The sequence below is a fragment of the Aquiflexum gelatinilyticum genome, from assembly GCF_024813435.1.
GTDB lineage: Bacteria > Bacteroidota > Bacteroidia > Cytophagales > Cyclobacteriaceae > Cognataquiflexum > Cognataquiflexum gelatinilyticum.
This window is the reverse complement of sequence record NZ_JANAEZ010000001.1, coordinates 912,192-931,903: the sequence shown is the minus strand read 5'-3', so window position 1 is coordinate 931,903 and position 19,712 is coordinate 912,192. Positions and strand designations below refer to the sequence as shown.

General features: G+C 41.8%; 12 protein-coding genes. 3 read left to right on the top strand and 9 right to left on the bottom strand.

What is annotated here, in order from left to right:
* Positions 1-118: 118 nt before the first annotated feature.
* A complete protein-coding gene (locus NK987_RS03945; RefSeq protein ID WP_259262800.1) occupies positions 119-1,249 on the bottom strand; it encodes a PQQ-dependent sugar dehydrogenase in 1,131 nt (376 codons plus the stop codon).
* 159 nt (positions 1,250-1,408) lie between these two features.
* Between NK987_RS03945 and NK987_RS03940 the strand changes: the two genes are divergently transcribed.
* The 3 genes from NK987_RS03940 to NK987_RS03930 all read left to right on the top strand — a co-directional run bounded on the left by NK987_RS03940 (position 1,409) and on the right by NK987_RS03930 (position 6,344).
* The gene (locus NK987_RS03940; RefSeq protein ID WP_259262799.1) at positions 1,409-3,340 is read left to right on the top strand and encodes an ABC-F family ATP-binding cassette domain-containing protein; all 1,932 of its coding nucleotides are present in this window, start codon (positions 1,409-1,411) and stop codon (positions 3,338-3,340) included.
* Positions 3,341-3,372: 32 nt separating this feature from the next.
* On the top strand, positions 3,373-4,641 hold the full coding sequence (locus NK987_RS03935; RefSeq protein WP_259262798.1) for a type IX secretion system plug protein: 1,269 nt from the start codon (positions 3,373-3,375) through the stop codon (positions 4,639-4,641).
* 122 nt (positions 4,642-4,763) lie between these two features.
* On the top strand, positions 4,764-6,344 hold the full coding sequence (locus tag NK987_RS03930; protein WP_259262797.1) for a sulfatase family protein: 1,581 nt from the start codon (positions 4,764-4,766) through the stop codon (positions 6,342-6,344).
* Positions 6,345-6,431: 87 nt separating this feature from the next.
* On the opposite strand, the gene NK987_RS03925 is transcribed toward NK987_RS03930, so the two are convergent.
* From NK987_RS03925 to NK987_RS03890, 8 genes are all read right to left on the bottom strand, one after another.
* Positions 6,432-9,098, bottom strand: a complete 2,667-nt coding sequence (locus NK987_RS03925; RefSeq protein WP_259262796.1) for a hypothetical protein — start codon at positions 9,096-9,098, stop codon at positions 6,432-6,434.
* Between the two features lie 67 nt (positions 9,099-9,165).
* Positions 9,166-9,987 carry a fimbrial biogenesis chaperone gene (locus NK987_RS03920; RefSeq protein ID WP_258421662.1) on the bottom strand — a complete coding sequence of 274 codons (822 nt, stop codon included), beginning with the start codon at positions 9,985-9,987 and terminating at the stop codon, positions 9,166-9,168.
* Positions 9,988-10,044: 57 nt separating this feature from the next.
* Positions 10,045-10,632 (bottom strand): DUF4402 domain-containing protein, encoded by a 588-nt coding sequence (locus NK987_RS03915; protein ID WP_258421663.1) that lies wholly within the window; start codon positions 10,630-10,632, stop codon positions 10,045-10,047.
* Between the two features lie 75 nt (positions 10,633-10,707).
* Complete coding sequence (locus tag NK987_RS03910; protein WP_259262795.1) at positions 10,708-11,169, bottom strand: hypothetical protein; 462 nt, start codon at positions 11,167-11,169, stop codon at positions 10,708-10,710.
* On the bottom strand, positions 11,159-11,743 hold the full coding sequence (locus NK987_RS03905; RefSeq protein ID WP_259262794.1) for a hypothetical protein: 585 nt from the start codon (positions 11,741-11,743) through the stop codon (positions 11,159-11,161). The genes NK987_RS03910 and NK987_RS03905 overlap by 11 nt, the downstream gene beginning before the upstream one ends.
* Before the next feature lie 430 nt (positions 11,744-12,173).
* On the bottom strand, positions 12,174-12,674 hold the full coding sequence (locus NK987_RS03900; protein ID WP_258421666.1) for a hypothetical protein: 501 nt from the start codon (positions 12,672-12,674) through the stop codon (positions 12,174-12,176).
* Between the two features lie 2 nt (positions 12,675-12,676).
* Positions 12,677-18,430: an MBG domain-containing protein gene (locus tag NK987_RS03895; RefSeq protein WP_259262793.1), complete on the bottom strand. Its 5,754-nt coding sequence runs from the start codon at positions 18,428-18,430 to the stop codon at positions 12,677-12,679.
* A gap of 353 nt (positions 18,431-18,783) precedes the next feature.
* Complete coding sequence (locus NK987_RS03890) at positions 18,784-19,647, bottom strand: dienelactone hydrolase family protein (protein WP_259262792.1); 864 nt, start codon at positions 19,645-19,647, stop codon at positions 18,784-18,786.
* Positions 19,648-19,712: the final 65 nt, after the last annotated feature.

The following is a 19,712-nucleotide window of genomic DNA, read 5'->3' as shown; positions in this document are numbered from 1 at the left end:
ATTCCAACGGGTTTTCATTGGGGCTTTGGGTTAAAGCTGATTCAATTCAAAATGGATGGATGCTAAAACATATTGGACCTCTCAGGGAGATATATTTATACTTTAGCATCCATCTTTTTTACTTTCCTGAATAGGTGATTTTATAAATGCAATTTGCCATATCATCTGATACCAACATGCTGCCGTCAGGCATCTGAAGGACATCTACAGGTCTTCCCCAGACATCCTGGGAGGCATCATCGAGCCAACCTTCAGCAAAAACTTCCTGCTTTACCACGTTTTGGTTTGCATCCAAGACAACTCGGGTAAGGTTGTAACCCGACTTTTTGCTTCTGTTCCAAGAGCCGTGTTTGGCTAGGATGATGTTGTTTTTGTAGGTAGCCGGAAATTGGTTGCCTGTATAAAACCGCATTCCCAAAGGCGCAGTGTGGGCTCCTAATTTGGCTTTGGGAGCCGTATAGGCAGATTTGTCTTTTCCTTTACTTCCAAACTCAGGATCTTTGACATCTCCGGCATGCCAATACGGGTATCCGAAGTGCATGCCTTTTTGGGGAGCGTGGTTGAGTTCACAGTCAGGCACATCGTCACCCATCATGTCACGTCCATTCTCAGTAAACCAAAGTTCCTTGGAAGTCGGATGCCAAGCAAATCCCACTGAATTTCTAACTCCTTTAGCAAAAATTTCAGGTTGGATATTGGTTGATTTGACATCAATACGCGTGATTGAGGCGAAGATCTCTTCCGGTTCGCAGATGTTGCACGGAGCGCCAATCGGCACATAAAGCAAGCCATCCGGACCAAAAGCGATGAATTTCCATCCATGATGGGCTTTGTCGGGAAACTTGTCATAGACCACTTCAAAAACAGGTTTATCCAGCGTTTTTTCAATATTTCTAAATCTCAAAACCCTACTGACTTCCGCTACATAGAGGTCGCCATCCTTGAAAGCGACACCGTTTGGCATCCGCAATCCTTCAGCAAGGGTATATTTTTTATCAGCCTTTCCGTCCTTGTTGGTATCGATCAAGGCATAGACATTTTTACCTTGTCTGTTGCCTACGAAAATGATGCTGCCGTCGCCATTCATTGCTAGTGAGCGCGCGTCAGGAACATCTTCAGCCCAAACACTGATCTGAAATCCTGCCGGAAGCTTGATTTTTTCCAGTTGGATATCACTTTTTTTGCTGCTTTGGGCATTGCAGGACAGGCTGATGACTGAGAGGCAGAGTATGATGATTATTTTGCGCATGGTGGTTTTGGTTTTTTGGTTAACCCTCCAAGGATTTTGAACCCTTTGGACGTTTTCATTTACAACCTCCAAGTTATCGAAAATTAAAAGTCCAGACACTTTCTCAGTAATATTTGCAACGAAATCATTTATAAACGGGAGTTTGGTTATTTTTGCAGCATGTTATCAATTAATAATCTTTCTTACTTTATCGGAGGCCGGGCGCTTTACGAAAATGCCGCTCTCCATATCAAACCTAAAGACAAAATCGGATTGGTCGGTCTCAACGGAACCGGCAAGTCGACTTTGCTCAAAATCATCAATGGAGATATCCAGCCGAGTTCAGGGGAAGTCCAAAAAGCCAAGGATTGTACCATCGGTTTTTTGAACCAGGATTTGCTTTCTTACCAATCAGAAGACAGTATTTTGGATGTGGCTTTGGAAGCTTTCAAAGAGACACTCCAACTCGAACAAGAAATAGAAAATGTACTCCATCAGATGGAAACGGACCATTCTGATGAGATTATCAATAAATTGGCAAGGTTGCAGGACCAGTTTGAAGCCAATGAAGGCTATACCATCAAGGCCAAAGCGGAAGAGGTTTTGGAAGGGATCGGTTTCAACACAAAAGACCTCGGAAGACCGCTGAAAACTTTTTCCGGGGGATGGAGAATGAGGGTGATGCTTGCCAAGTTGCTTTTGGAAAAGCCTTCTTTGCTGATGCTCGATGAACCTACCAACCACTTGGATTTGCCTTCCATCCAATGGGTGGAAAATTACCTCAAAAATTATGAAGGTGCTGTCGTTGTGGTTTCCCACGATCAGGACTTTTTGGACAATTGTGTCGATATCACTGTGGAGGTGTCAAATGGATCGTTGACGTCCTATTCCGGAAATTATTCTTTCTACCAAGAGGAAAAGAAGGAAAGGATGGAAATTCAGCAAAACGCCTACGAAAACCAGCAGCAGATGATCAAGCAGACGGAACGTTTTATCGAACGCTTCCGTGCCAAAGCCACCAAATCCAATCAGGTGCAATCTAGGATCAAAGCCTTGGACAGGCTCGACCGGGTCAATGAAGTGGTGGATGACAATATCTCTGTGAATTTCAAATTTAAATTTTCCCAAAAATCAGGAAGGGATGTGGTTGTTTTGGACCACGTGTCCAAAGCTTATGGGGACTTGGTGATCTTGAAAGACACCACTGCAAGGATAGAAAGAGGGGATAAGATCGCTTTGATCGGAGCCAATGGAAAAGGTAAATCCACGCTTTTGAGGATTGTCGACGGTACCGAACCGATCAAAGGAAAGCGCGAACAGGGACACAATGTCATCAAGTCGTTCTATGCGCAGCACCAACTCGAGGCATTGAATGTCGACAATGAAATCCTTCAGGAAATGGTGCAGGCCGGTTCCAAAAAGACCGAAACCGAACTCAGAAATGTGTTGGGTTGCTTTTTGTTTACCAATGAAGATGTGTTCAAAAAAATCAAAGTCCTTTCGGGAGGAGAAAAGTCTAGGGTTGCTTTGGCCAAAACGATGATTTCGGAAGCGAACTTTCTACTTTTGGATGAACCGACTAACCACCTTGACATCCAATCTGTCAACATCCTGATCCAGGCGATGGAGCAATATGAGGGAACTTTCATCACCGTTTCCCATGACAGGCACTTTATCCGTGGTGTGGCCAACAAAATCTGGTATATCGAAGAAAACAAGGTCAAAGAATACCCCGGAACTTACGATGAGTTTGTCTATTGGAAATCCCAACAGGTCCCTTCAACAACCGAAACCAAGCAAGATTCCAAACCAAAACAGGATACCCGAAAAAAGGAATTGAGTATCACTGAGGTGAATGAGGCAAAGAAAAACCTGAAGAAGAAAGAACAAGAGCTTGCCTTTATCGAGGAAAAAATCCTTCAGATCGAAACAAAAAAATCAGAGTTGGAGAAAAAAATGGCCGATCCAGTCGTTTTTTCAGACAATAAAAAAATGGAGGAAGTCAATCAATCCTATCAAAAACTCAAAAACCAAGAAGCTGAACTCAACCAAAATTGGGAGACTTTGGTAGAGGAGATTGGTTCTTTGCAGGAGGCGGCTTCTTTGGCATAATTTTTTATATTGAGTCAAAAAAACCAAAGACCATGCGTAAGCCTATCGCCCTTCTGATTTTCTGTTTTACTTTTCCTTCTTTCCTTTTTGCCCAAAAAGTATTCGAGGACAAAGTATTTGAAGAAAATATCCAATCGGTGAGGCTTTTTCCGGCTTCTTCGGAATTTGGAGCGCAGATGACTTCACCAGTGATTGAGTTGAATTCGGGAATGGCAATGCAGTTGGTCTTTGATGATTTGGCCTATGACCCGGATCAGTATTCTGCCAAAATCATCCATTGCAACTTTGATTGGACACCTTCGGACCTCAAAGAACCGGAATACCTGACCCAATACAATGAATTCAATATTCTTGATTTCAGCTATTCAATTGACACAAGAATTCCCTATCTCCAATACAATTTTGTTTTACCCAAGGTTACCAAGTCAGGTAATTATGCCATCATGGTTTACAGAGGGAGAGACCAAAAGCAGGTTGTGTTAACCAAAAGGTTTATGGTATTCCAAAGGATTTTGACCGTAGCTGCAAAGGTTGTTCCGCCAAGCCAAACTGAAAACCGGCGTGAAGTCCAACAGATCAATGTCAATATCAATTATAAAGCTAGGGAATTGTTTGATCCAAAAAACAACCTGAAAGTCATGATCCGGCAAAACCAACGTTGGGACAATACCAAATTGCTTAAAACGCCAACAATGATCCGGGAGGATATCAAAATGATCGAATACCAGCTTTTTGACGGCAGCAATGTGTTTTGGGCAGGGAATGAATTCAGATTTATTGACTTGAGATTTGTCAGGTCAAAAGGCCTGAATGTCAAAGCCATCAAAATGGAGGAGGATGTCGTCTATGCCGAAGCAGGAATTGATAAACCTAGGCCTCAGGGCGTTTATTCAGAATACCTTGACCTCAATGGCCAATATGGTGTAATGAACCTTGAGAGGAGAAATTACGAGCTTGAAAGCGAATATATGTTGGTGACTTTTAACCTACAGGCTGAACCAGGCAATGAAGCTCCATTTATCGTCGGATCAATGACTAAATGGGGAAATGATCCCACTTCAAAAATGGTCTATAATAAGTCCACCAAAAATTTTGAGGCAACTTTACTTTTGAAGCAAGGATGGTACGATTACCAGTATGCCTATAAAACCACGGATGGCTGGAACATGACGCCGTTTGAAGGAAACTACTTCGAAACAGAAAACGAGTATGAGGTATTTATCTATTTCAGAGACATGGGCTCGAGGTATGACGAACTGATCAGCTACACCAACCTCAATCCAAATAAGAGGAGGCTTTAGGGATCAAAAAGTTTAAAGGTTGGGAAAGTTTTAATGTTGGCGAAACAATTGAGTTTTTTTTGAAATGATGTAAATTTCCCCATCTTACGAAGCATTACACACCTTCTGCCAACAACAATCCAATGAAAACCCAAGGCATAAAAGTAAAACCACGTCTAATCCGTGGCCTTTTTTTAGCAATATTTTTTGCCTTATTATTTGGCTGCAAAAATGAAAATACCGGCCAAACTGAGGAGAATAAGCTACCAAACATTGTCATCATTTACATGGATGATTTGGGATATGGTGATCTGGGGGCTTACGGTGCCACCGAATTGCAGACTCCCAATATGGACAGGTTGGCCAATGAAGGTATGAAGTTCACCAATGCCTATGCTACCTCCGCCACCTGTACGCCCAGCAGGTATGCTTTGCTCACCGGAATCTATCCATGGAGAAATGAAAATGCCAAAATCTTGCCCGGTACCGCCCCCTTGTTGATTGGGGTTGATCAGATGACGATTCCAAAAATGTTGAAAACCAAAGGCTATCATACCGGAATTGTAGGCAAATGGCACTTGGGCCTGGGTGAAGGAAATGTGGTTTGGAATCAGCGCGTTTCACCCGGACCCAATGAGGTTGGGTTTGATTATGCCTATATCATGGCTGCGACGCAGGATCGGGTGCCGACCGTTTATATAGAAAATGGGCTTGTAGTCGGTTTGGAAGCCGATGATCCCATTCTGGTGGATTACGACAAAAACTTTGAAGGTGAACCAACGGGTTTGGACAATCCTGAACTGATCAAAATGAAATGGCATCACGGCCATAACAATAGCATTGTCAACGGTATCCCACGGATCGGTTTTATGAAAGGAGGAGAAAAAGCCAAATGGGTAGATGAGGGTATGGCAGACCATTTTCTGATCAAAGCCCAGGAGTATATCCGTGAAAGGAAAAATGAAGAAAATCCATTTTTCCTTTATTTCGCGATGCAGCAGCCACATGTGCCCAGAACTCCTCACCCGAGATTTGTAGGAAAATCAGGAATGGGTCCAAGGGGAGACGTGATTTTGGAAGCTGACTGGGCCATTGGAGAATTGCTGAAGACTTTGGGAGAAGCTGGGATTTTGGAAAATACCTTGGTGATTTTTTCTTCAGACAATGGCCCTGTTCTGAATGATGGTTACTACGATGATGCCGTCGAGAAAATAGGAAATCATAAACCTGCAGGAATCCTGAGAGGGGGGAAGTACAGCCTTTTTGAGGCAGGAACCAAGGTTCCATTTATGACTTATTGGAAAGGGAAAATCAAACCCGGGGTATCAAATGCCCTGGTGTCCCAATTGGACTTGTTCACTTCCTTGTCCAAGCTTGTAGGGAGTGAAATTACCACCGATGACAGCAAGGACTTGCTGTCAGTCCTGATGGGAGAATCAGATCATGGAAGAGAAGAATTGATTTTGGAGGCTACCACCAAGACAGCCCTTCGCAGCGGGGATTATATCATGATACCTCCTTATCAAGGTCCTGCAGTAAATCAATCCGTCAATATAGAACTGGGAAATGATATTGAATACCAACTCTATAACCTCAAGTCAGATCCAGGCCAAAAAAATAACATTGCTGCGGTAGAACCCGAAATGCTTGAGAAACTGAAGAAAAGATTTGAAGAATTGAGAGGTGTTGGATCAGGAAATATTGAACAATTGGAATTGAAATAAACCTTCGATAAAAAAAATTAAGGGCCAAGGATAGCGTACTCTCATCCACTGTCAATGGCCCTCTCGGGAAAATATTTCCCTATTGCCTTAATTGGATTCCAATGGTGAAAGTTCGAAATTCAAACCTTCAACATAATCCCCTTCAGCAAGGGCCTTGATTTCAAACTCGAGGACTTTTTGGACTATTCTTGCCTGCATGAAATCCAACTGTGCTTCGTCAATTTCTAGTGTGTATTTGCCAGGAAGGAGTGAGTAAGTATAGAATCCACCATCAGAGAAGGTCCGGATTGTTTCCAAAATATTCTCTTCCCCTGATTTTTTGAGGTGTATTCTCAAACCCCCAAGACCCTCTTGCCCTCCGTTCTTGTGAATGATTGCCATTCCTTCAATCATTCCTGTTCTATACAAAGGGATATCTATTTGCTTATATCTGTTGGGTTCAGCCACCAAATTAAAGCTGGTTACTTTTGGGGCAAGCGTTGGGTCAGGCAAAGCATTGATATCTATAGTCATCTTATAAGTCCAATAGTTTTGGAGTTGAGACATTCTCAGGATACCATCTGATCCTAAAAGCATATTGGCAGATCTATCTAATTGTACCGCTTTTGCTGGTATGATTTCTTCGCCTTTGTCATATTTTTCATTGTTGTTTTGGTCAATAAACATCCGGACGGAAATACCCGATCTTCCCACCTGATCCCTGTTTGAAGGCAAAAGGATTTTTCCCGCAGGATCGAATCCCAATGAACCACTAAAGCTTTGCCTTGCAGAATAAGTATTACCCCTTTTGTTAAATTGTGAGGATGTCCGGACAGCTGTAAAATCATACAGGAAACCAATCTGCATTTGACCTAGTCCTTTTACTAAATCCCGGTCATATCCCAGAGTTAACCTGCCGAACTTGAACAAGGTTTGGGATAAAAGCATGTTCAAAGCCAAGGGTGCATTTCTGTTGAAATCATACCTCATCTGACCTCTTAAAAACATCCCTCTTACAAAAACCGGCAGACTTGGGCTTCTTGGGAGCATATATGTGAGGGAAGATGTAAGCAAGCTTTTGGCATTCCAAGATTCATCTTCGCTGATTTTGTAGGCTCCGCTGAGGTCACCCCGATAATTTAATCTTGCACTTACTCTGCCAAGCTGTGTATTGAAATCACCCTGAAAATTGCTTCTAAAGCCACCTTCAAGCCAAATTTTTTCTCCGGAAACTCTGATTCCGGTAAACTTTCCAAAAAGTTTGAAAGGTAAAAAGACATTTAGATTGGCATCCCGGAACTGGCCTTCCCGTGTAAATTCGCTTTGACCTTTATATTCTGTAAACTGGGTGCTGATATTTACATTGTTGGCATAAAAAACACTTCCTGAGGCCCTGTAATATCTGTCGGGAATTACATCCACATTGAATAAATATTGTTGGAAAATACGTGTTGAAATTCCATAGTAATTGGATTTCTTTTTTTCGCCAAATGCATTGCCATAATCTATCCCTGCCTTAACTGTTATGGCATTGGACAGGCCTATTGCAATATCTCCATGTGTTGCCAAAGAGGTTGACAGGCTATCCAAACCATTTCCTAGGTATCCAGTCTGGAGATTATAGGTTACAAATCCTTTTGGAAGAAATGTAAATGGAATCTGATACTGCCTGTCTTGTATGATTACATCGCCACTTGGAGTATAGATCCTGATGGATAGAAAGGTAGTTCCAAAGGAAATTGGGGCATTGAAACGGTAATATCCAACCTCATCTGCTCTGGTGAAATCGACTAATTGACCGCCGATCAGCAATTCAACTTCTGAATCCGCTTCTGTATACCCATCAATAATAAAAATGTCAAGTTCCTGACGGGGGACAACAGGATTGTTACTAATCGATATTCCAGTAAGAGCCATGCTATTGGTTTGACTGCTTGTGTTGATCTGTCCTGCAGTGACAGTAGTCAGCAATACATTTTTTTCAGGTTTCAAAGCACCAGGCAATACATACCTCCATCTCAGACCTGAATAATCTAAGTTTATGTTTCTTCCATTTTTGATTCCGGAAATTGATCCTTCTAAGTCGCCTCCCAAAAACTCCATTCCTGTCCTTAGTTGAAAAGAGGTATTGGATCCTTCATTGGATTTGTCATAATTTATGACATAATCTAATAGACCAAGACTCAGGAATTTTCTGTTTCTATCAAAAAGCATGGGGACTGACTCGTCCACTCGTCTTCCTGATTCCAGTTTTTTTCTGATCATTTCTCTTTTCTGTCTTTCTTCAATTGGAAGTGGATATTCAGATTTAAAGCTGGCAGAAAGGTTTATGATATTGACCATAAAGCGGAGTCCAAAGATCCTTAGAAAATAATCGGGGTGGATATATAGATCCATCTCCGCAAAGTAAAATTTGTCAGCAGGTAAGGTTTCTTCCAGACCTTTGATGATGATTTTATTTTCCAAAGGATCTATGGTCCATGGATTTTTTTTATCTGGAAAAAATCCTTGAAGACCTTTGCCAGAGGGTAGCCGTTCGCTTGGAATATATAATAAGCTTAAAACTTCACCAACCGGCAAATAGGCCTCATCTCCAAAAAAGAGGGCATTCAAATAGACTTGTCCGGTAGAAGGATGGGAAAGAATAAGCAAAGCTTCTCCATCTGGTTCTCGCTGAGCTAATATCGGGCTAGAGAAACCCAATATCAGAAGAAGCAAGGATACAAGAGTGACAGGCTTTGAAATCTTCCACAACCATGTTGTGAAGGTTTTCAAAATCAAAAGGATTTATATTCGGGGCTGGGTGACTAAGAGTAAGAATTGATTTAAATAATTCCTAAAATCAAAGGATTTGTACAGAAAACGTTCTGACCAGGGGTGCTGACTGTACCAGGTCTGCAGTGGGGATATCTGACCTTTCAGTTTTGAATAAAACTTCTAAGATATAATTACCCGGCTTGATTTCCTCGGGAAGGTTTATTCCAAATGATCTTTTGCCTTCAAAATACAATGCAAGTGTTTGTTGTTGTTCGGTGACGATTTTGCCAGAGGGATCTTTTAGTACAGCATTGAAGCTACCTAGATATGGGGAATTACCTGCAACTTCAAACTCCGAATTAATCAAAATTGATCCTGATGTTACCTTAGGTTCTATGTGTTTGATATCAAGTCCGGTTGATACTGTTCCTGATTTGTAAAACATGGCTATTACCTGCTCAAACTGAAAGGTAACCTGTGTGGCGATTTCAGCTGTGCTTGTTTGACCAATGTCTGCTGATTGCGCATTGGAAAGGACTTTTACTCGGGTGAAATAAGTGCCTGCTGCTTTGGTTCTGTCAGGCTTTACCTGCAATCTGACCGTTCGTTGTTGGCCTGGGGCCAAGATAAATGATTTTGGAAATGTTCTTACTCTTTCAGTAAGTCCGTATTGTCCTTCTTTGATGCTGTCAGTATAGACCATGGATACATTTCCCAATGAATCACTGGCGGGATATCCAAACAAGAAACTGATGTTAACTTCTTGGGGGGTATCAGAACTATTGGACACAAATAGAGTTCCGACTCCATAAGCATCGGTAAACACCGTTGTTGGGGCAAGAGATACCTGTGCTGTAGCTCCGAAAGCGAGAAAAGACAGGATGAGCGAGTAGAATAATTTTTTCATGAGAGTATTGAAAAAGAACCGGTGGCAATGCTGGATTGCCACCGGGGAGTTGATAAATTAGTTGTAAGTAGCAGTAAGGGTTACAGTACCTGTATATGTTCCGGAAGCTTGATCAGAAGCTGCAGTCACTTTGGCACCCACGTATACAACAATTCCATTCTTGGAATCTATAGTGTTTGTTGGGAACTTGTTTGCAGTTACTCCATCTGCCACAATAGCTGAAAGACTAGAAAACCTTACAGCTGCGGAAGCGTCATCCGGGTCAAGGCCATAACCCACCAAATCATTGGAGCCATCATTGAAAGTGATTGCCATAGTGTTTGAACCTCCATCACTCAAAGTACTGATGTCGGTAAAATCCAAGGTAACATCTGAACCTGCACCGGCAAAAACTTTGAATACACCGACTTGGACACCTGAACCGGATATACCTGCAGAACCTGTGATAGTTCCGTCTATATCTACCGTCTTGACGGTGTTGATCATAACTTGTCCGATTTCAAGGTTCCTAAATCCATCTACTGAAATTTGGTCATAAACCTTAGCTCCAACTGATATAGTAGCGTTATCAGTTTGGGCATTTGCTGAGAAACCAATTGCTGCGAAAAATGCAACTACGAATGAGAATTTTACTAGATTTTTCATGATTTTAATTGTTTTGTTTGTTTTTAATTGTTTTAAATTGTTTTTGTTTTAGATAATTTTTAATTATGATTTATTTTAAGGGTATTCGATTTTAATTATTAAGGACTTGTTACTTGGGATTCCCAACCACGCTTGGAGAAAGGAAACCTTTGGACTGATATTTCTAATCAAGAGGTGCCGGTTATCGATCGTTAGCTGATTTGGTCCTGGGAATAATTCCCTTGCTTCCGACAAATCCCAACCCCTCTGATTGATATAGAATCCTTTTGGTACTTGGCCCTGATTGGTATCCTGATTTTCTATCGAAACCAAAAAACTGAGGTTTTCCATAGATTCCATCGCTATCCAGGTAATCGGGATTTGGTCTTGATTGGCATTTCCGGTCATACCACCAAACACTTTTTGTCCGGGATTTTCAGAAAACATCATTCCGGCAGGTATATTGATCCTGATATTCAGGAATTGGGCCTGTACCTGAAAGCATAATGCACAAGTCAGGAGAATCATGAGAATGCCAATTTTCATATCAGTTTTCATAATTTGAGAAATAAACATTCAGTTGGGCTTCAGCTACATAATCCCCCGCCGGGACATCACCGACCGGTCCAAATGAACCATAGATGTACAGGTAAGCTGTTCCTTTTGGTTTTGCAAAATTTTCATATTCTGGCGTGATGGGAATAGGTGGTGTACCAGCTAGCCTCCTATTGACGGGGAATGTTGCATTGTTGAACCCGTTTGGGATTTCTACCACATTTTGTTTGCCTTGGAATTCATTTTGAGCTCCTTGATTGTTGTATGCCATCCTGAAGGAAACCGGAATTGCTCCTTTATTGGGATCTCCGTCCTTGTACAAATGGGTAGGTGTGTTGATTTCAACTGTCAAATCATAATTTAAGGGAGCCTCAATCTTGAAAACCAGAGCTTGGTCATCGGAAAGCGCTATATCGATTTTTTCAGTTCTGGCTACGATTACTCTTTTTTTGGCATTGAAGGATATCCTGGGATTGACACCGCTTAAAGAGGTTATGATTATATCCTCGCTACCTGTCCAGGTGCTGAAGCTGATTCTCTGTGCACAAGCACAATCTATAGCATTAAAGATCATCATAATGCACAGGCTCATTATTTTCATCATCGAGGCTATATTTTGTTTTTTTGTGGTCATGGGTGCTTCAATCATTTATATTCTTCTTGAGATCGGTTCTTTTTATTTCTGCTGCATTTGAATTGCGGATGTCGCTTACTTGCAGTAGATCTTTGAAAAGCTTTTTAAAATTCTGATACTTTGAGAGATGTTTTGAAATCTTTTGAAATACAAAATTTGTTATGTAAAAGTATTTTTCATTTATTTGAAGTACAAATTATATTTTTGAAAATGCATTTATTTGTATATAAAATGCTTTTATTAAAATTTTTCTTATTTTTTTCAATATATTTATTGACCTCAGCCGTCTATTTTTCATTTGTTGATTAAAGCGCTGTTAAAAAACCAGCCTCTTTTGATCTATTTGCAAGCTTTTTTAATTTCTTTTGGTTTTTTAGATGTATTCGAACTCCAAAACAAATTCAGATAAATACAGGCCAGGGGTTGCTTCACTGACATCCAGTTCTGACCCCAACCAAACGAAAAGGATCCCACTTGTATTTAGGGTGACAATAGCTTCCCCGGGGGTGAGTAAGAAACTCTGGGTTTGATTATCTTCATATCCGGCGCTCAAGGAATATTCTGCTAAGATTTTGCCCAGGCCTTCGTTTTGTTCCTCCAACCATTCAGTTCTCAGGTAGTTTATTTTTATTCTTGTTCCCGGGCTCCCGACGATTTTGAATAATCCCGCATAGCTTGAGAAAATAGGAGACACAGAAATTTTTTGATCTATGATCGGAGGGCTTATCAGGTCTAAATCTCTTATTGAAACCATCTGAAGGTTATCCAAGACAGTCGCCGTTGCTTTGATTTCAACTTTTGCAGTTTGAGCTTTGCTTTGCAGGAAAGCAAGTGGCCCAATGATGAATACAATGAAAAGGGTTAATTTTCTCATGTTTATTTCTTTAAAAGTTTTTGGGTGAGCACATTTTCTTCTGTTATAAGCTGGAGAATGTAAATTCCTGCAGGTAAGGTGTTGGTGGCGGGTGCCCAATCCAACTCATGGATGCCTGAGGGATACTCAGCAGCATCAAATTGTCCCACTGTAATTCCATTGGCATCGAAGATTTTGATTTCTGCTTTTGCAGTAACCGGAAGGTAGAACCTGATGCGGGTCTGGTCTATAAATGGGTTTGGATAGGGTGGGTATATTTTTGGCAATTCAGGCCTGTATTCAGGTTCTGTATTATTGCCTTGGTACCCGATCACTACAGAAAAAGGTCGCTTGGGACTTTCAGGATTGACCCGGGCATTTGGATTGCCGGATTCATATGGACTGGAGAATACCACTGCCTGAGGGTTTTTCATTCCCTGGCCATCAATGCGAAGGTTTGGATTTGAAGTGGAAGGCGCCTTAAAATTGAAGCTGTATTCTGACACCTTTGTCATGTCGATGGCTTTTTCGGAAATGTGATCCATCAGGACGACTTTCTGGTTGGATGGCCATTCTACAGGCAGTTCCCATGTCAGCAAATAATCATCCTTAAAAGTTTTCCCTTCCCATGCTGCGGCAATGTTGAGCGGGATTGTTTTTTCTTCTTTTTCTCCCGGCAGGTTCAGGTGATTGATCGCCAAAGGAGTTTTTTCTTTTGGAGAGCCATAGGAATAAAGTAAAAGCCAGTTATTGCTCAAAGATTCCAATTGATAAGCATCCCACTCGTCTTTTTCATCTTTACCTTCGGGACTGAACCTTAGAATGGATTCAGCATCCATATTGGAACCTGAAATAGTAAACTTGATTTTCAGAGGTTCCTCAATCGGAATATCTTCTATTATTCTTCCATAAAATGAACTTGTCTCAAATGATTTGGCTTCACTGTTCATGGTCAGGACAGGATTTGGTGCATTGGCTTTTATCCAAAATGCCTGGAAAGGAGCAATACTATTGGCAGGGTTGTCCCCCTGAAAGAGCTCAAAGCCTCCGTTGCCGTTGTTCTTATTTTGATTCCATATGTAAATGGTCTGGTCGATGTTGGTTTTTTCCCACCCGGTGGCCTTCTGAAAATCAATGTAGCTGGCAGTAGGATTGGAAATAAGGTTGAAACCTGCATCTGCCATGGAAGCCTCCGTGAAGTTGTTATTCCCTGAGGTCACCTGCTCATTCCTTTGGGTGTAAGAAATATCAAATGTGAATCCTCCTGAATTCAGGTTGAATTCTTGGCCTGTGGTCGCTACGGTCAATGGCAGTACATCCGAATATGATTCGGGACTGCCTCCGGGAAGTTTTGCTCCCCCAAAGACAAAAACATAATGCCCTCTGCCCGGATCCACCTGTTGGCTGATAATTCTTGGGGTTCTCCACCCTTGTGCAGTTGTGCCTCCATCGGTTTCATCCCACCAAAGGACATTGGGCTGAAGATTTGGTCGGGCTGATCCGGGAAATCCCTGACTTTCTATTTCTCCGAGAAAATCCTGATAAGTCGTTTCCCTAACAGGTGCACCGATCATTCTCCATCCACGTGCTCCTGTAAGATCTTGGCGTACTTCTAATCTAGGTGTGCTGATACCGAGATTAAAATATTTGGCTCTGGGCTGTAGGATGATTTTTGAAATTTCATTGGTACTGATATTGGAAAGAAGATCAGCTTGGAGGGTTTTTCCTGTGTTTACAATGAGGTTTGCAGATCCATTGAGGGTCAGTGCCATGTCAACAAATAGGTTTTCTCTCAATTCAATTGTGCCTGAATTCAAGGTTAGGTTCATATTAACCCTTAAGACTTTGTCTATAATCAGATTGCATAATCCTTCTTTGACTAAGTTGCCTACGACAGAGGGAAATCCATCTCCTAAAATCTGTTCTGATGTTCCATTATAGATTATTGTGGCATTGGTACTAAAGGTCCTTGTTCCGGTATTTTGGATAGATCCTGCAGCAGCCGTAGCTTTAATGCCATCAGGTGAGGCGATTTTCATAGTTCCTCCGCCATTCAGTATAAAATTTCCCTGACCTTTGACCGCACTTGATTCTGTCATGCTTAAAATCCCTTCATTGCCGGTAGTCAGGGTTGATCCTAAGGAAAGAATAAAATCTACATTCTGACCCAAAACCAATTCTGCACCGGATACTATCTGAACATCACCTGAAAATGATTGGTCTTCATTGACCAGAACCCTGAGATTGGTTCCCGAAAGAATTACCTGAGAGTTAGTACCCGGCTTTGAATTGATTCTTACCCATTGGCCATTTGTCATTCTCTGCTCCCAAATAGAAGCATCTTCCCAATTTCCGGATGATATTGCTTGAAATTGGTTTACAGGTATAGGATAAGTAATTATTATTTTGCCCTGACCTCCTGATCCACCTGCAAAATCACTTCCGCTTGTGGATAATCCTCCGCTGCCGCCACCGCCCGGTAGACCTCCTGTATTTCCGTTTCCTGCTGAAGTTCTGGCTGAGGCACCAATTCCTAATAACCCACTATTCCCGCCTTTTCCATTATTACTACTATTATTTTCGCTGCCATTTGTACCTGAAAATCCTGCCATCACCACATCGCCTTTAGATTCAAATATCCTTCCTCCTATACCACCGAATGTCGAACTGTTTCCTGAATAGCTTATACCTCCAAATCCTCCTTCTGCATAAATCAAGTTTTGGTATTGGCTGATATATGTTGATTCTCCATTCAATCCGTCTTCATCTATATCAGATGAGCCGCCGTTTCCGATTACCAGGTTCAGAATTTCTCCTGGACTGACCGCTAAAGTTTTTTTGGCATAAGCACCTCCGCCTCCGCCTGCACCATACCTGGTTCTACCGGATCTGCCATTGACACCTCCGCCTGCGCCTCCTGCGCCCCAAGCTTCAACAACAATGCTGGTTACCCCATCGGGAACAGTAAATGTGGAATTGTCCGTGAAAACCGTTTTTTCGTCCTCAGAGCCTATAGCTGTGAAAATTTTGGAGTCCAATCCTTGGGAACTTGCAGTGAGCGTATTTTCACCGGGACTGCTTCCCAATATCCAAGAACTCAAGGCAGCGATACCTTCAGTGTCTGATAAAACATCATTGGTCGGAATGATGCTTCCTCCCCCAGAGTTAACTGAAAAGGTGACAGAAACCCCCGAAACTGGGTTTCCAAAAATATCCATGATGCTAACTGCGGGAGCAATATCTACTGCTTCTCCGACTTGGGCCAGTTGTTGGTCGCCTGTATAAACCACCAACCTGGAAGCTTCTGCTGCAATTATGGAAAACGTCCCGCTTGTTGCAGGGCTCAAGCCATCCGCTTCTGCAATGATAGATTTGTTTTCTCCAATCAGATCAACATTCAATCCTGAAAAAGAAACTATGCCATCAATAGCATTCAATGAAATGGTTCCTCTAAGGTCTCCTGTTCCCTCGGCAATACTTAAACTGACCAAAGTTGTGGCACTTTGAACCCGATTTCCATCAATGTCCCTGACTTCAATTATTGGTTGGCCTTGGAAAGGTTGTCCTGCAATTGTACTTCCAGTTGGGGATTGAATAAAGGCCAATTGTGTTGGCACGGCATCCACAGTGAGAATTTCAAGTGAGGTTCCAAATAATCCTCCGGATCCCGAAGCGGTGATTTTTGTACTTACACCGACTGTGGGAGATGTTGTAAAATCCACTGTTGCAATTCCATTCGCATCTGTCACCGAAGTAGGCGCTGAAAAGCTTCCTGTTGCATTTCCCAACTCGGACCAGGTCACCGTTCTTCCCGCTTCAGGGATGGCACTCCCATTCTCATCTGCCAATTGGGCCGAGATAGAAATTACAGTTCCTGCTCTGGGATTTGTGGCGCTTGAGGTTACAATGTATTGTGAAGGATTAGACCTGATTTCAAATTGAATGCCTGCAATAAACTCTAGGCCGTAATTCCCGCTGGTCGAGCTTACAGTACCCAATGTAATCGGGTAGAAACCTGCAGTTTCTCCCTCATTTCGTGAGAGTTTCCCTGTGAGTAATGAACTGTTGTCTGAGAATTCAAATCCCGTGGCTTCGTAGCTTATGGTTTCAGGATCGGGTTCTCCCATCAATTTAAATTGACCGGTAATTGGTGTAATGGTCAATGTTTTGGGAGTTATTGAGAAATCAGCCGAAGTGAACTCAAGGCTGTAGCCTTGGGCATCTAAACTTCCTAAGGAAATCACATATGTACCGGTATTTTCTCCCGTTTCGCGGATTAGAGAACCTGTCAAAATACTTGCATCGTCACCATTTTCAAAACCGGTTACCGAATAGGCTAACATTGGGTCTGGCTCTCCATATACCTTAGATACTGAGTTTGCCGAAACTGTCAGCTTTTTCTTTTTGCCTTTGATTCCAATAGTAAACGAAGTAGGGTTGGCACCCCCTGAAGAAAAAGAGGAAGGATCCTCTGAACCTGCTGAAGAAAACTTTTGCACTATGCCCACCTCAAAGTATCTATTGCTTCCATTAGAAGTATTTGCGGCAACTATCAGATTTGAAAATCCCGTTGGTGTACCAGAAATGGATTGATCGGATTCCCGGAAAGTTAAGCCCGCTAAATAGAGAGCAGGTGATGCTGCCCATCCAGGATTTAGATTAGGTGGATTTGTTCCACTGCTTGTGACAGCTACTTGTGGTGTGTCCTCCCAATTTGAAATTCGGTAGGAAACCGCAGCAATTCTTGATGATCCTGATAGTCCAATCGAAAAATTTTCAGAGGATCCTTGGGCTGCTTTGTAATAGACATAAGTTCGTCCACTATTATTTGCATCTACTAATTTATTCCAACCTGAGGGTTCTGATGTAACGGTTCTTCCATCCCGGATCCTGAATGTAACCAGGATCAATTCTCCCATTTGGATACCTGTTGGCAATGAAATAGTATGAGAGGAAGTTTCGGAGTTGTTTACGTGGGTCCGTGTTCCTTCAATTACCGGGTACTGGGTATTTTGTAATGTTGAATTAATTGCAATCTGTTGTGCTACCCAAACTGCCGATGAGGAGGAAGTAGCAATTTTATTTCCTGTTGCCCCCTTGTTGATTTGAATATAAGTGGCCAGCATATTTGAAGGTCTGATTCCACTGCTACCGCCAGTATAGGGGTTATCATACCGCTCAGTACTTCCTGAGGGGCTAGTGAAAGACCCTGCGTTTCCATTTGCAAAAAATGATATTACTAACTGATTGTTTTCTATGGTGTTAATTGAAGGTGCTTCTACAGAAGTAGATGAAGAGCCTGAAGAACTCTCATTAAAGATTGTAATTGGTGTATCTGCCGATGCCCCCGTAATCCTTGATATCCCAAGACTCCACCTATTGTTGCTTGTGTATACGCCCCAGCTATAGGAAGATGGCTCCGTACTATTTGCTATTTTGTAATACGTGGCCAGTCCTAAGTTTGAACCTTGATCGGTCCTTGATATAAGCTCCCATCCCTCGGGATTGGTAATAGACAATCCGCTGACATCCAATCGAAAAGTAAGGGAAGCGACAAGTAAATCACCGGAATTGGTGTTATCAGGTCTATTTGCAGATGCGCTTGTTGAAAATCCTGTATTTGTAGTAGAACTTTGCCATACCGCTTGTCCAAAACCATTTTCTGTACTTACAATAAGCAGAATAGCGACTATGCCAATTAAGGTTTTGGACTTACCGGCTACCAAGAAAAATTGTCTTGCCAGTCGGACGCTGTATTTTGAAATATCTGAACCCATTTGATGTTTAAAAATTTACCTGCGAGTAAAATATGGGTCAAAACTTGATTTTTATTATTTATAAAACAATTTAAATGTATTTAAATGCTTTTTTATGTATTTAAAATGTATTTTAGAATTTTTTTGATTCAATTTCTCTTCAGGTTTTTTTATCTGATTACAAAAAATCGACAGAAAGAATATGAGTAATTGTCAGTTAGATCCTAAAAAATCTAGGACTAAAAACCACTAAAAATGGAAAAGGTTGATAGAAGAAATAAAGCAAAAGCCCATTTCTTTCTACCAACCTTTAAACTCTTTTATTTCTTAAACTTAATTTTTCAATCTTCTAATTTTTCAATCTTCTAATTACCTCACTCAAACTTTCCTTTCAAATACCCCAAAGCCATGCCATATGCCTCTTTGGTCAATTCAGGATCATGTTTTGGGTTGGAAGGATTTGAAAATCCATGTACACCGGGGAAGATCTTGTATTCCAGTTCTTTTCCGGCTTTGTCCATCGCACCGGCAAATTCTTCGATGACTGCTTTGGAGATGTATTCTTCAGTGGCAAATAGACCCAAAACATCAGAATTCAGTGTTTTCAATTGCTCCACATCCCTTACAGGCATGCCGTAATAGATGATGGAACCCACGTTTTGTTTGCCTAGTAAAAGTGCCGATTTCAATGACCATCCACCTCCGAAGCACCAGCCTACATTGGCGATTTTAGCATCTTTACCTGCAAAATCCCTAGCACCAAGGACGATAGCCTCCAGTCTTTTTTCGTCAGTTCCACGCATAAATCCGCCGGCTTCCTGTGGATTGGAAGTTACCTTGCCATCATACATGTCGATGGCGATCACGTTGACATTTCCTCCAAGGTCAGTGTAAAATTTGTCTGATTCGGCTTTGATATTGTCATTGAGACCCCACCATTCTTGGTAGACAAAAAGCCAGTTGTTTGATGGTTTCTTTGCTTTGATCAGATATCCATTTGCTTTTTTACCATCGGATGTTGGGAAAGTTGTCATTTCACCCAATGGATCAAAGTCAAAAGGAACAGGTGACGGATGGAATGCCACGAACTTGGGATCGTCAAGGAACGCGATCATTTCGGAAGGACCTGTGTGGCACATGGTGATTTCGTCAGAAACGATTACGGTTTCTTTTTCGGATACTTTCCAGCCAATGAGGCCGATAAGGATCAGATTGAGGTAGATGATGATTTTGTACATAGGGTAAGTTTTTGGTTAGAACAGTATATAATAGATTTTGTTGGCCTTACGGTTAGGAGAAAAGA